This is a genomic window from Peribacillus sp. Bi96, from assembly GCF_918698115.1.
In the GTDB taxonomy this organism is placed as follows: Bacteria; Bacillota; Bacilli; order Bacillales; family DSM-1321; genus Peribacillus.
Genome location: NZ_CAKKLV010000011.1, coordinates 41,012 through 55,218, shown reverse-complemented (window position 1 = coordinate 55,218; position 14,207 = coordinate 41,012). Strand labels below are relative to the sequence as shown.

General features: G+C 43.3%; 13 protein-coding genes, 1 tRNA gene and 1 riboswitch. Of the genes, 3 read left to right on the top strand and 11 right to left on the bottom strand.

Going from position 1 to position 14,207, the window contains the following annotated elements; all coding sequences use genetic code 11:
* Positions 1 to 6: 6 nt before the first annotated feature.
* From LQ203_RS14815 to LQ203_RS14770, 10 genes are all read right to left on the bottom strand, one after another.
* Positions 7 to 435 carry a bifunctional adenosylcobinamide kinase/adenosylcobinamide-phosphate guanylyltransferase gene (locus LQ203_RS14815; RefSeq protein WP_230159148.1) on the bottom strand — a complete coding sequence of 143 codons (429 nt, stop codon included), beginning with the start codon at positions 433 to 435 and terminating at the stop codon, positions 7 to 9.
* Complete coding sequence (locus LQ203_RS14810) at positions 387 to 1,004, bottom strand: histidine phosphatase family protein (protein ID WP_230159147.1); 618 nt, start codon at positions 1,002 to 1,004, stop codon at positions 387 to 389. Before LQ203_RS14810 ends, LQ203_RS14815 begins: the two co-directional genes overlap by 49 nt.
* Positions 962 to 1,753: an adenosylcobinamide-GDP ribazoletransferase gene (gene cobS, locus LQ203_RS14805; protein WP_230159146.1), complete on the bottom strand. Its 792-nt coding sequence runs from the start codon at positions 1,751 to 1,753 to the stop codon at positions 962 to 964. The genes LQ203_RS14810 and cobS overlap by 43 nt, the downstream gene beginning before the upstream one ends.
* Complete coding sequence (locus LQ203_RS14800; RefSeq protein ID WP_230159145.1) at positions 1,750 to 2,325, bottom strand: bifunctional adenosylcobinamide kinase/adenosylcobinamide-phosphate guanylyltransferase; 576 nt, start codon at positions 2,323 to 2,325, stop codon at positions 1,750 to 1,752. The genes cobS and LQ203_RS14800 overlap by 4 nt, the downstream gene beginning before the upstream one ends.
* Complete coding sequence (gene cobD, locus LQ203_RS14795; RefSeq protein ID WP_230159144.1) at positions 2,298 to 3,371, bottom strand: threonine-phosphate decarboxylase CobD; 1,074 nt, start codon at positions 3,369 to 3,371, stop codon at positions 2,298 to 2,300. Before cobD ends, LQ203_RS14800 begins: the two co-directional genes overlap by 28 nt.
* Positions 3,346 to 4,311: an adenosylcobinamide-phosphate synthase CbiB gene (gene cbiB, locus LQ203_RS14790; RefSeq protein ID WP_230159143.1), complete on the bottom strand. Its 966-nt coding sequence runs from the start codon at positions 4,309 to 4,311 to the stop codon at positions 3,346 to 3,348. Before cbiB ends, cobD begins: the two co-directional genes overlap by 26 nt.
* Positions 4,308 to 5,780, bottom strand: a complete 1,473-nt coding sequence (locus tag LQ203_RS14785; RefSeq protein WP_230159142.1) for a heme ABC transporter ATP-binding protein — start codon at positions 5,778 to 5,780, stop codon at positions 4,308 to 4,310. The genes cbiB and LQ203_RS14785 overlap by 4 nt, the downstream gene beginning before the upstream one ends.
* A complete protein-coding gene (locus LQ203_RS14780; protein WP_230159141.1) occupies positions 5,773 to 6,840 on the bottom strand; it encodes an iron ABC transporter permease in 1,068 nt (355 codons plus the stop codon). The genes LQ203_RS14785 and LQ203_RS14780 overlap by 8 nt, the downstream gene beginning before the upstream one ends.
* Positions 6,803 to 7,768, bottom strand: coding sequence for an ABC transporter substrate-binding protein (locus LQ203_RS14775; RefSeq protein WP_230159140.1), 966 nt, complete (start codon positions 7,766 to 7,768; stop codon positions 6,803 to 6,805). Before LQ203_RS14775 ends, LQ203_RS14780 begins: the two co-directional genes overlap by 38 nt.
* Before the next feature lie 177 nt (positions 7,769 to 7,945).
* A riboswitch (cobalamin riboswitch) is annotated at positions 7,946 to 8,121 on the bottom strand.
* 87 nt (positions 8,122 to 8,208) lie between these two features.
* Positions 8,209 to 9,096 (bottom strand): polysaccharide deacetylase family protein, encoded by an 888-nt coding sequence (locus LQ203_RS14770; protein ID WP_230159139.1) that lies wholly within the window; start codon positions 9,094 to 9,096, stop codon positions 8,209 to 8,211.
* Between the two features lie 239 nt (positions 9,097 to 9,335).
* Between LQ203_RS14770 and LQ203_RS14765 the strand changes: the two genes are divergently transcribed.
* Together LQ203_RS14765 and LQ203_RS14760 are read left to right on the top strand one after the other, a co-directional pair.
* Positions 9,336 to 9,409 (top strand) — tRNA-Arg (locus LQ203_RS14765).
* 570 nt (positions 9,410 to 9,979) lie between these two features.
* A complete protein-coding gene (locus LQ203_RS14760) occupies positions 9,980 to 10,147 on the top strand; it encodes a hypothetical protein (RefSeq protein ID WP_230159138.1) in 168 nt (55 codons plus the stop codon).
* A 65-nt stretch (positions 10,148 to 10,212) separates the two neighbouring features.
* Here LQ203_RS14760 and LQ203_RS14755 read toward each other — a convergent pair whose 3' ends face one another.
* Positions 10,213 to 12,405 (bottom strand): DNA topoisomerase III, encoded by a 2,193-nt coding sequence (locus tag LQ203_RS14755; RefSeq protein ID WP_230159137.1) that lies wholly within the window; start codon positions 12,403 to 12,405, stop codon positions 10,213 to 10,215.
* 246 nt (positions 12,406 to 12,651) lie between these two features.
* On the opposite strand from LQ203_RS14755, the gene LQ203_RS14750 reads away from it, so the two are divergent.
* A complete protein-coding gene (locus LQ203_RS14750) occupies positions 12,652 to 14,202 on the top strand; it encodes an ABC-F family ATP-binding cassette domain-containing protein (RefSeq protein WP_230159136.1) in 1,551 nt (516 codons plus the stop codon).
* Positions 14,203 to 14,207: the final 5 nt, after the last annotated feature.

Below are 14,207 nucleotides of genomic sequence, written 5' to 3'. Positions count from 1 at the left end.
CCTCCTCTATTTTATTCGCTGGTTAATTCCATACCAAATGATATCAACACGCGTTGATAAGGATGCTACATCTTGAAATACCCATCCGCAGGCATCGCGCCATCGGCGATCCCTTGCTTCCATCGGGACGATACCTTTCGATATATCAGAACCGATCACAATGCAGATGTTTTCATCCCTTTCCTTCTCCCATATTCGCCAGTCAGCCATGATTTCCTTCCATCTTATTCGAATCGAATCTGTATCCATCGTTTCGGCATCTTGTTGAATCCATGCATCCAACCCCTGCAATATGACGGTATTACCTTGAAAATCAAACATTTCCGGCTGTTCTTTCCGATAACCGGATAACCAAAGGGCCTTATTTTCCAAACCATATAATTCCTTTACCCATTTCGTTTTCCCATTATAGGCGCCGCCTGTAACGAAGTGCACCGTTCACCCCTCCTTAAACTGTCCCGGTCCTCCCATATGAGCTCATATCCCTTTCCGTGAGAAATACTCCAATCAAAAAAGGACTTTTCCATCGGGGCATAGCGGACCAGTAATTCACGTATTACCCCTCCATGGGTCATTAGTGCATAATGACTTTCCTCACTGGCAATCAATTGGTTCCAGCCATTTTGAACACGTTCGGAAAACCCCGGATAGCTTTCACCCCCAGGCACCATTGCCGCCATGGGGCGTTCCAACCAATTAAGATAATCGCCATCTGTCTTCAACTCATCGTACGTTCGTCCTTCCCAATTGCCGAAGTTCATTTCTCGGAACGAAGGGTTTTTGACCGGAACAACTTCTGGAAACAACAGTTTTGCGGTTTCCACACAACGAGGCAAATCACTCGTATGAATTTTTTCGTATACTGGGTAACAACCCCTCAAGAACAGAATTTCCTTTTCTCCTTCGATGCTTAATGGAGAATCCGTCCAGCCTAAATAGGATTTTCGCTCATTTGCTTCCGTCAGCCCATGGCGAAGTAGTGTAATAGCCACAGTATCAGCCATAACCAAAGCTCAACCCCTTCCACTGATGCACCCAGTACATCCCCTGTTATCCCACCGAACCAACTGATGATTTTACGTTTTATATAAAATAGGAAGAACAGCGCAGCCAGACACATGATGGAAAATAAAGTGATAAGCTTAAAATCGATGATCCAAGCAATCGCAAGGCATACAAGGAGGTATAGCCAATAAATAGGCAAACTGCTTTTCTTTACAGCACTTTGAAAGAAAGCACCCAGCCCCTCTTTTTTAGCCAGTGGCATCCGGCTAAGTAAATAACCCATCACACATTTGCTTAAGAATGGAAGGCCAATAATCAAGAAGTATGTCCATTCATTGACCCGTTCGACAATTTCATAAATGAATATGAATCGGGCAGCCAATAGAACGATGACGGAGATGACACCGAATGCACCTGTCCTGGAATCCTTCATGATTTCCAATCGGCGTTCTTTATCCTGATAGGAAAAAAAAGCGTCACTGGCATCAATCCACCCATCGAGGTGCAAGCCCCCCGTTAACGCCATCGTCAAAAACCAAAGGACAAACGCAATTGCAAGGGATGACAAAGGGGTCCATTCCACTAATGCATATAAAACACCGCCCAATATCAAGCCTAGCAAAAGACCGACGAACGGAAAGGTTTGAATGGCACTATGAATATATTTCTTCTCCATCGGAAGCTGCTTCTTTATCGGAAAAACCGTAAAGAACTGCAGGTTAATTAGAAATCCGATTACACCGTTCATACCTGCATGCACCCTTTCATCACTAATGGAATACCCGATTCAACAAGATAAGCCTCATCAGCCTGACCGACGATCGCTTGATGAAGCAACCCTAGTGTTTTTCCGTATATATGGAGGAAATCATTTTGAAAAATCGGTTCCTGAACCAATTCATTGCTCACGATGATTAAACAACTGGATTGTTTTCTGATCTCATTGATCCCGTCTAATATTTTTATAAAAACGCTATGTAAAAATTCCTTTTCAAGCGGAATACCAGGGCCAAATAGTTCATTATCAAGAAGGGTTGTCAAACAATCGAGCAGGATTATCGAATCCTGATTAATATCAGCCCCGATTCTTGTAATATCCGTTGCGTATTCCGATGTCCTCCAGGCAATCGGGCTGTTTTCTCTATCTTTTTGGTGCCGAAGAATGCGTTCCCCCATTTCAGCATCACTGACACGGCCGCAAGCGAGGTAATGCAATTGGCCATTCATTTGGAGTGCATATTCCAGGGCTTTTTTTTCCGCGAAACCACTTTTCCCGCTTCGGACACCCCCGGTTATAAAACAGAGCCTTGCTTTCTCCACTGTCTTACCCCCTCCATCAGTGCTTCGTTATCACGTTCACTCTTCACTGCAAATCGGAGCCATAATCCATCCAAACCCGGGAAATTATAGGTATGGCGCGGAACGATTCCTTTTTTCAACAAAAAAGGGAAAAGGGATAAGGATTCATCTTTGACTAAATAAAAATTAACCGTGCTATTGGAGACAATCAACCCTTGCTCTTCATAAAACCGGAAAAGTTTTTGCTTTTGCAATTGTATATAGTCTCTCGTTTTTCTCATATATGCTTCTTCTGCAAGACAGATCTTCCCTACTTCCAACGCTACATGGTTGACACTCCAATGCGGCTTATAAGTTTTTACCCGTTTTATGATGTCCGGTGCCGCAAGCAAATAGCCTATTCTCAAACCCGGAATTGCAAAGATTTTAGTCATCGATCTTAGAATGAGTAAATGTGGAAATTGGTTGATTAAAGATGCATAAGAAAAGGAGTCTTCCGTAAAATCATAGAAAGCCTCATCCATGACAACTAGGCAATCCGCTTTTTGGCATTCATTGATTAATTCCTTAACGTCATCCCGCTTAAATGAAACCCCTGTAGGATTATTAGGCGTACATAAGAAAATTGCATCATAATTTGATAATCGAGGTATCAGGCGATCCAAATCCAGTTGCCACTCAGGCTCTTCAAGCTGATGAAAATCGACCTCACACCCTGCTGCCAAACAAGCTTCTGCATATTCCGCAAACGCCGGCTGAATGATCAACACCTTTTTGTTGGCTAACTTGTTCGCTACCAACATGATTATTTCTGCACCGCCGTTTCCTACTAAAACGGCTTGCTCTGGAAGTGCTTCTTTTTTTGCAATTGATTTTGTCAGTTCAACGGCATGTGGATCTGGGTATTGCAGGATTCCATCGAAAAATTCCGTCCACCGTTCCTTTATGCGTAAAGGAGGGCCCAATGGGTTAATGTTCGCACTGAAATCAAGAACAATTTCAGGCATTTCAATTTCCAGCGCTTCGTAAAGATAATGCGGATTAGAGCCATGAGTTGGTAATGACAATAGTAAGCCCCCCTAGCCAAAGCATCAGTAAAAATACAAAAGAAGACCGATGCATGATGGTAATCGATTTCGGTATATGTATTGCTTCTAATGGAACAAGTGGAACTCCCATCCTCGCACGGTCAGAAACAACTCCTTTGTACATATTCCGACCGCCAAGCTGCACGCCCAAAATGGCAGCAACGCCCGCTTCACACCACCCGCTATTCGGACTTGGATGTTTTTTCGCATCTTTGATTAAAATCTTCCATCTGCCACCCAATCCGTGATAGCTGGATTTCGAGCTAAGCAGCATCAGGAACCCCGTGAGGCGACTGGGAATCCAGTTTACGATATCATCGAGCTTTGCTGAAGCCCAGCCAAATTGAGCATATTTATCATTTTTGTAACCCACCATCGAATCACAGGTATTAATTGCCCTATACATCATCGCGAGCGGTGCACCGCCAATCGCTGCCCAAAACATTGGGGCAGTGACACCATCACTCGTATTTTCAGCAACGGTTTCTACTGTACCCCTGACTATTTCGGATTCATCAAGATCTGCTGTATCACGGCCTACAATATAGGAAAGCTTTAGCCTCGCTTCAGGAAAATCCCGTTCATTCAGCGGATGGCAAACATCCAACCCTGCTTGCTTTAAGCCTTTTTGAGCAATCGTAGTAGAAACGACGACAGCTTCCCAAAGTATACCCGCAAGCGGATTGATTCGGTATGCTAAATAGACGGTTAGACCTGTAACCACAATCACCACACTTAATACGATCATCAACATGAAAAGCCCATTACGTTTCTTAGATCTACCTTTATTGAATGCCCGATCCAACTTGCTTATCATCGTTCCAATCCATTTTACAGGATGCGGCCAATTTGGCGGATCACCTATTAATAAGTCAAGGAAAAACGCCAGTGTAACGGCAAAAAGGTGATGGTATATCATAGTTCCTCAATCCGTTTCCGATTTTTCTTTATCGCTTCTACGGTACAATCATATACACCACGGCTGATCAGCTTACCTAGCGGAGTGATGGTGCCTGCATAGTGAAGCTTTGCCCCTCTTTGAGTTGCCGCAATCAAAATACTGTCAGTCGATGTTCCTGTTGCACATGTATTTGTTACCTTATCCAAGACATGTAAATCATGAAGAGCCTTTGCTTTAGCCTCGGTCGCGGTAACAATGCTGTGGATGAACGCCTCTTCTGCCAAGTGACCATTTACGAATATCCATGTGTTGATGGTTCCCGGAGTCGAACTCCAAGAATGTCGGTCGGCTAAAGAAGCGTCGATGGCATTCCCCACTCCAGCCGTAACGATGATAAAAGCCGAGAAATTTTCACCTCTTAAAAACTTGAAAACAACCGTATCGAGAAAGACTGCCGTCATCATCCCTACCGTTTCCTGCGGTTCAAAACCTTGCGTTCTTAAATATTCCGCCATTTCAACAAGGTGATCCTCGCAATTATAATCGCGATGGACGTGCCTATTCACGAAATATCGATGCCAGCCCGTCCCCGAACCAGTCACTCCAGAAGACATCGTTCTTAATGGGATCGGAGAGTTCAATTGAATCATTTCTGGACCAACTGTCAGATATGATTCATCGATTTCCATAGGGGCAGTATCACTGCTATGCATTTCCGGAACGATGAACATCTGCGGTTTTGGAAGAGCGGGATGCGGATGTTTTTCAATCGTCGTCTGATATACACCCTGAATCCGGTCCTGTTGGAGCACTTCATTCGGCACATCAATAACTTGAATTTGACCTTTTTCAAGCAGCATAAGCCGATCACAATATAATCCAGCCAAATTCAAGTCATGAAATATTGAAATAACGGTTAACTCTTGCTCCTTTGCCATTTTCCTCATTAAATCAAGAAGATCCTTTTGATAGGAAAGATCCAAGTGATTCGTTGGCTCGTCCAAAAAAAGAATTTCTGGTTCCTGGGCAAGTGCCTGCGCCAGTAAGACCCGCTGTCTCTCTCCACCTGATAATCGTTCAAATTGAAGATCCTGAAAATCTGCCACCCCCGTTTGATTCATCACCCGTTGGACAATCGTTTCATCTTCTGCTGACCAACTATGGAACCAACCTGTTTGATGGGAATAGCGCCCAAGTGAGACCGTCTCTTTTACTGTATAAGAAAAAGCTAATGAGGAATGTTGAGGAAGCACCGCAATGACCTGTGCAAGTTGTTTTGACGAATAATCCTTCAAATCCCTTCCCCTTATCCGTATGCTTCCTCCCTTATAATCGAGCACCCCGCTGAGCATGCTCAAAAGCGTCGTTTTCCCGCTGCCATTTGGACCTAGAATTCCGAATAACTCCCCTTTATGTACGTCAAATGAGACAGAGTCTAAAACGGTTTTATTGCCATATCCACCTGTTAACCCTTTTACTTCAAGCATCCGTCCTACCCACTCTCCGTCTCTTTAATAAAATCAGCGCAAATGCCGGTGCCCCGATAAGTGAAGTGATGACCCCGATCGGCAGTTCCGATGGGGCTATGATCGTCCGTGCGACAAGGTCCGCCAGAATCAAGAATCCGCTTCCTATCAGCAAAGACAACGGAAGCAAATGTTTATGGTCTGGCCCCCAAATCCTACGGACCAAATGAGGAATGACCAATCCTACAAAGCCAATCGTCCCGGAAACTGCAACGGCTGCCCCTGTCAATATCGAACCAGCAATCAAGATCCACATTTTTCGCCGCTGCACATTCACACCTAAGTGTTTTGCCCGGTCTTCCCCGAAAGTCATCGCATTCAATTCACTTGTATTCATGAGCAAGATCAGTGAACCAATGATAAAAAACGGCAAAATGATCGCGATATACGTCCAACCACGCATTGAAACGCTGCCCATGAGCCAGCCAATGATTTGCCTTAATTCCTCACCCGTCAACGCAATCATCAAAGAAATGAAGGCACTTAAAAACGAGCTGAAAATGATTCCGGTTAATATGATCGTTTCCACCTTCATCGATCGATCCATTTTTTTTGCAAAAGCCAATACACAGAAAATCGTGATCACGGAACATGAGATACTCAATACCGGAAGAGTATATAAACCGATGAATGGCAGTGATATATTCAAGAATAAGGTCAATACAGCTCCCACTGATGCTCCTGATGATATACCTAATGTGTAAGGGTCAGCGAGCGGATTCCGGAGCAATCCCTGAAATGCCGCACCGGCAATCGCAAGTGAAGCACCAACCAAACCCGCAAGCAATACACGCGGCAAGCGGATGTTCATCACGATATTCGTCAGCATCACATCCGGATCAACGGAAAGCGGTAAATGAAAAATCTCTTTGCCGATTATTTGTATAAGTACTGGAATCGGTACTGGCACCGAACCAAAGGAAATGCCAATCGTACAAGCAAAAAGTAAAAACAATAACGCAATCAAATAAGCAAACGTCCCTTTATTTGTCAAATACGTTCGGATAGACTGATTTGGCAAGTGCCTCTACTCCCTCTATTAAGCGTGGACCGGAACGTGTCACCAAGTCAGACTGGACATCAAAGACTTGGCCGTTCTTAACAGCTTTTACGTCTTGCCATCCTTTTCTGCCGGTCACTTCACTGATTGGATCTTTTGTATAATAACCATACGTTGTAATAATGACATCCGGATTTGCAGCAATCATCGACTCTTCATCAATTTTTGCCCAACCGTCCAATTCAGCCGCTGCATTCTTCGCTGAAATCATTTGAAGCATTTCATTCATGAATGTATTTTTTCCAGGTGTATATATTTCCGGAGACGGCGAAACCTCCACTAAAACGGTCTTTCTATCCGCTTCCTTTACGGATTTGGCTTTTTCAGATAAAGCCTTCAGCTTCGTTTTCATATCGGTAATGATTTCTTTTGCCTTATCATGTTCTCCTGTTGCCTGTCCAATCATATCGATAGACTCATACACTTCGTCGAAGCTTTGTGCATCATTGACTACAAGGACATCTATTCCAGCATCCTTAATCTGCTTTAATCCCTCACTTGAATTATGGGCACTGGATGCATGGGCAAGAACAAGATCAGGCTTTAAGGAAACAATCAACTCCGTATTCATTTCCATTCCGCCAACTTTTTCGATTTCTTTCGTTTCTTCCGGGTAATTATCATTGTCGGAAACACCAACAACCTTTTTACCCAAACCAAGAGCAAATACCACTTCCGTATTACTTGGTATCAACGTAACGATTTTCTTCGGTTTTTCTTCTATCGTTACTTTTTCACCCGTTGCATCTTTAATCGTAATCGGGAAAGCTTGGTGTTGAGCATGATTCGTTTGCTGCTTTTCCGTTCCGTCATTAGATCCCCCGCTGCAACCAACGATCATACCTGCAGTCAGTAATAACACCAGTATCAGACCAAAAATTTTCTTCATTTTCATTCCCCACAATCTTTTTATTTAGTTTTTCCCACCTATGAAATAGCGCTTCCTTCAAACGAAGATGCGCATCAAAACAAAAAGCATCTCCCGTTAAACGGAAGATGCTTGTATGGCAACAATATAATTACGGACTCTTTAGGGTCTGCCACACACCTTCCCATCCGCGTAGGTTATAGGTGTACGAATCTTGGCAGGTCTCCTGGCTCATGGTTATCGTCAACGGCACCTTCCCATATCTCATACAGTGGTTCACAGCCGTTAACTCCCATATACAGTGGCGGGACCGCGCTGGCATTCAACCAGCTTCCCTTTTAAGTCATTAAGACACCAAATCGCTCATATGTATGTAATTTTCACTGCTTTTCATTATACACCATGTAAGAATCTATTATTATATGATTTTTCTGACTGGCTCCAAAATGCCCTGTCCCTCTTCAATGATTTGTAGCATTTTCAATCAGTGACGCAAACCCACCAACCGATAATCCGGGTGAAATCCGAACGCGATGCAGGGCATACATACCTTGATCACCGGAGGCCCCGCCAGGTTCGGTCGTAACTGCCATCTTGTATCCAGCTTCTTCCGACAGCCTGAGACTCTCTTCGTTATACCGACCAACTGGATACGAAAGTACTGTCGTGTCCTGATGGAGGATTCGATCGAATAAATCCTTTGACTGGACCATTTCGACTGCTTGCTGCTCTGGGGTCATCCGGTTCAGCTCAAGATGGTTGATTGTATGACTTTCGATGGAAATCCCATTTCTGCTCATCTCCATCATTTGACCTTCCGTCAGGTGATGACCTTTTTCAATGGATTTCCCAATCATGAAAATGGTCGCTTTCATGTCATATTCTCTTAATATAGGAAAAGCCTCCGTGTAGTTATCTGTATACCCATCATCAAAAGTAATCCAGACACACTTTTCACTTGGCATTCGATTTTCGGTTAAAACGTGAAATGCTTCATTAGGGGATAATGTATGGTATCCATTTTCCCGAAGCCAAGCCATTTGCATTCGGAATTCCTCTTTTGGCACCCGAAGGTTATTACCTTCAGATATGCTATGATACATCAATATCGGAAGCTGAACCGTGGACTCGGCCCTTATCCAGTTCCTCGTATCGATTCGCTCAGGACTTGCTTCATCCTCCGAATCGATTTTGGCATCATTCTCCGCTGCAGCAGCCACCTCAATATTCTCTTCCGTAATCGGTGCAGCCGTCTTTTTACCTATTTTATCTAAAACCCCTTGTGAGCATCCAGGTAAAATGAACATCCCCAGCAATGCTGCTATGCTTAAAACTCTGTATTTTCCCACTATCATTCTCCTATTTTTTTCTAGCATAATAGTACCAGAAAAGTATTGAATAATAAAGTATCCCAATTAACACAAAAAAAGGAATATAAAGAGTTGGTACCCATCCTCACCAAACTTTATTGGACTGTACTTTATCACCAGTTAAGCTTTAATGATGAAATTTTTTCATAAGTACAAGCTATTAGCTTGAAAAGTTTGCCTATAAGAAATATAATAAATAAGTCGTCGACTTTTTATATGTCCCAGTAGCTCAGCAGGATAGAGCGACAGCCTCCTAAGCTGTAGGTCGTAGGTTCGATTCCTATCTGGGACGCTAATGTATGGAAGACCCTGTTATAGTGCGGTTAAAGCCGTTTTATAGCAGGGTTTTTCTTTTGGCTTAACTGAAAAAGGCTGTATCACGTATGTCGGATAAAAGCACTTCTGAACATTGGAAACAATGGTGATTCTATTCACTAAAACTTTTCATTGTTTGGAGGTGCTTTTCTTTTTGGCTAAAAAAGTAGTAAAACGTGGCACACAGATAAAAGAACGAAATCACACTCGTTCTGAAGGAACTGGAGCCGCGTATTCTCGTAATTACGATAGAATTGCTTGATCAGATCTCCAGTCGGCGTGAAATGGACATTGTTACATCGAATATATCATTTAATCATTTTTGAAATAAATGTTTGAACTTGTCCCACCCGGGTATATAAATACTGTAAGACATTCTCAACCAAAGGAGATGATGTGCATGAGTACAATCAGAGGCCAATGGAACAAGGAGAATGACGCAGCGGTGTTTAGTCCCGGTGATCAGCGTTAGAGTCAATTGAAGTGTTAGATGCTAATCAAAATGGGAATTACTACTCTTCTCATCCAAAGGAGGAAGATACTGATCATGAGTATTTACAGCCGATGGAACGCTGAGAATGATGAAGCGATTTTCAGTCCAGGTGATCAGCAGCCATTCAGTACACTCATACGAGTAGATTCGGATAATCACACACTAAAAATGGACAACACACTTGAATATGAATTACATGGCACCGTACTGAATGAAGTTTAGTCGAAGCAGTGATATATAGAAAAAGAGCCCTTCACATTTATGCTAAACGTGAAGGGCTCTTTCTCTTATTTATCGAATTTAAGTTTGGCCAACGCATCCGCCAAGGCAGTATTGATCGGCTCTTCTTTATTTTGCTTTTTCATATAATTGGAGACTTCATTTTTTGATACTTTTTGATTTTTATTTTGTCCTCTTCGTTTATTATAAGAAGAAAGTTTTTCATGAAAACCGCATTTACATGTGAATGTCTGCGCTTCTCCTTGACCGCGCATTTCCATCTTTTTGTGACATTGTGGACATCTTGCATTTGTTACACGTGAAACACCTTTTTTGTGGCCACATTCACGATCCTGACAGACAAGCATTTTTCCTCTTTTACTATTCACTTCAAGCATCAGCTTGCCGCAATCCGGGCATTTTGTTCCTGACACGTTATCATGCTTGAATTTCCGGTCACTATTTTTGATTTCATGAACGATGTTTTTCGCATAGGTACGCATATCGCCGATGAAAGCCTGTTTTGGTAGCTTTCCTTTTGCAATGGCTGTTAACTTTTGCTCCCATTGAGCTGTCAAAGCTGGTGATCGTAGGTCTTCAGGTGCCAACTCGAGGAGTTGCTTTCCTTTTGAAGTTACATGAAGGCCCTTCCCTCTCTTTTCAATCAGGAAGCTATTGAACAGTTTTTCAATAACGTCAGCACGCGTTGCCACTGTTCCGATCCCGCCAGTCTCACCAAGGGTCTTGATGAGTTCTTTGCTTTCCCCTGCCATGAAACGAGCAGGGTTTTCCATCGCGGATAGGAGTGATCCTTCATTGAAGGGTTCTGGCGGCTTTGTTTCACCATCGGTTTGTTTCACAGCCGAAATGGTTAAACTGTCACCCTTTTGAACGGTCGGAAGCAGCTGCTCTGCAAGGCCATCTTTAGCTTCCTCCTCATCAAACTGGTGATCATAGACTTCCTTCCAGCCGGATTTCAGGACGACCTTTCCTTTTGCCATGAACGTCTCCTGCCCTATTTTGGCGGTGATGGTCGTTTGCTCATATTCGAAGGGTGGCATCAATACGGCAAGGAACCTTTTAACGACCAAATCATAGATTTTAGATTCTTTGTCGCTCAGTTTTCCCGGCAGCGGCGTTTGCTCAGTCGGGATGATTGCATGGTGATCCGAAACCTTGCTATCATCCACGAACGATTTATTGGCCTTAATCGGGCTGCGCAGGATTCTCGAAGCATACTGGGCATATGGTTTTATGCTGACAGCCTGTAATCTTTCTTTTAGCGTATCAACCAAATCCGTTGATAAAAAGCGTGAATCCGTCCTTGGGTAAGTCAAGACTTTATGGCTTTCATACAAGCGCTGCATGATTGATAACGTCTCTTTCGCCGAATAGCCGAATTTCTTATTGGCGTCCCGTTGAAGTTCCGTTAAATCATATAAAGAAGGAGCAAAACTTTTCTTATCGGCTTTGTTCACTTCCACCACTTCTGCCTTTTTCCCCTTCACTGCCGCAAGAACCTTCTCTGCCTTGGTTTTATCAAATGTACGGATATCTTTTGATTGGGCATCTTGCCAGATTAGGCGCAAATTGGATTCTGCCGTTGCCGATACGCCATAGTATTTCTTTGGCTGGAATTGTTTTATTTCTTCTTCTTTTTTGGCAATCATCGCAAGTGTCGGCGTTTGGACCCGGCCGCACGATAACTGCGCATTGTGCTTGGTTGTAAGGGCACGTGTCGCGTTCATTCCAACGATCCAGTCCGCTTCGGCCCGTGCTACAGCAGAGGCAAATAGATTTTCATACTCCTTGCCATCCTTCAGCTTTTTAAATCCATCTTTGATTGCTTTATCCGTTACAGAGGAAATCCAAAGCCGCTTGATTGGCTTCTTCACATTCGCTTTTTCAAGTATCCAGCGTGCAACAAGTTCCCCTTCTCGGCCTGCATCTGTGGCAAGGATGACATCCTTGACATCCTTGCGGTTCAATTGTGTTTTAACCGATTGAAATTGTTTGCCTGATTGCTTGATCACGACTAATTTCAAAGACGGCGGCAACATAGGCAGGTCCTCTAAACGCCAGGTTTTATATTTTTCATCATACGTTTCCGGATCGGCATGGGTCACCAAATGACCTAAAGCCCAAGTGACGATATACTGATCGCCTTCAAAGAAACCATTGCCCTTTCTCCCGCAATTCAACACTTTTGCTATATCTCTTCCGACCGATGGCTTCTCGGCCAGTACGACTGTTTTACTCATAGTAACATCCTTTCCCTTTTAAACTGATTCCTCTATTATCGCATATAATTTAGGACAGGGCGATAAAGCACAGCTCCCCATTATTCATCATGAAAAAATCATCTTTCCTACTCAAAATTTACCTAATGGGTGGGAATGTGCCCAAGGTCATATATGTAAATTAATAGATTAGATAGCAATCCCGTTCAGATTTTAGTATGATGAAACGTAGGGATTTTTTCAAATTAATTGGGAGGTTCAATATAAATGAGCTTACTTTCTATAGATAAATTAGCACACAGCTTTGGCGACCGTACCTTATTCAAGGACGTTTCCTTCCGCCTGATGGCCGGCGAGCATGTAGGTTTGGTCGGGGCAAATGGTGTAGGAAAATCAACGATGATGAATATCATTACTGGACAGCTTATCCATGATGAAGGCCGGGTGGAATGGACACCTGGTATCGAATATGGCTATCTTGATCAACATACGATACTTTCAAAGGGTAAATCGATTCGCGACGTCTTAAGGGATGCCTACTTACCTTTGTTCGAGCAAGAAAAAGCACTGAATGAAGTAACCGAGAAAATGGGGACGGCCACTCCAGAAGAACTTGAAGAACTCCTGGAACAAATGGGTGAAATTCAGGACAAGCTTGAAGCAGGCGGTTTCTACAATCTGGATATTAAAATTGAAGAGGCGGCACGCGGGTTAGGACTGGATGCAATTGGATTGGACCGTGATGTCTCTGCGCTAAGTGGTGGACAACGGACAAAGGTTTTACTAGCGAAGTTACTATTAGAACAACCAGAAGTCCTGCTGCTTGATGAACCGACCAACTACCTGGATGTGGAGCATATCCGCTGGCTGAGCAGCTACTTAAAGGAATACCCTCATGCATTTCTATTGATTTCGCATGATACCGAGTTCATGAACGGCGTTGTCGACGTCATTTTCCACCTAGAATTTTCTAAATTGACCCGTTACACGGCGACTTATGAAAAATTCCTTGAGCTTGCTGAATTGAATAAGAACCAACATATCAATGCTTATGAAAAACAACGTGATTTCATTAAAAAGCAGGAAGATTTCATTGCAAAAAATAAAGCCCGCTACTCAACGACCGGTCGAGCAAAGAGCCGTCAAAAGCAATTGAATCGTATGGAACGTATCGATCGTCCTGAAACTGCGATGAAACCGACCTTTGACTTCAAGGAATCTCGTGCGAGCAGCCGTTATGTATTTGAAGGCGAGGATATGGAAATCGGCTATGACCGCCCGCTGCTTCCGAAGTTGACGATGACCATCGAACGAGGAGAAAAAATTGCCGTGGTCGGCTGTAACGGAGTTGGGAAATCAACGCTGTTAAAAACGATTTTAGGTAAAATTGATCCTCTTGGCGGTAAAAGATCACTTGGTGATTTCCTTTTTCCTTCTTATTTTGAACAGGAAGTGAAAGCAGGCAATACGACACCAATCGACGAAGTCTGGAATGCTTTCCCGCATCTCGACCAACCGCAGGTACGTGCTATTCTTGCTCGTGTCGGATTGAAAAATGAACATATTACACGTCCAATGAGCCATTTAAGCGGTGGTGAACAATCCAAGGTGCGCTTATGTAAGCTTATGCTTACCGAAAGCAATTGGCTATTGTTTGATGAGCCGACGAATCATTTGGATGTTGTTGCAAAAGAAGAACTGAAACGTGCATTGAAAGAGTATAAAGGATCGATTGTCCTTGTATGCCATGAGCCTGATTTTTATGAAGACTGGGTTACAAAAGTATGGGATGTAGAAGAATGGTCGGCCCAAAATTAATTTTT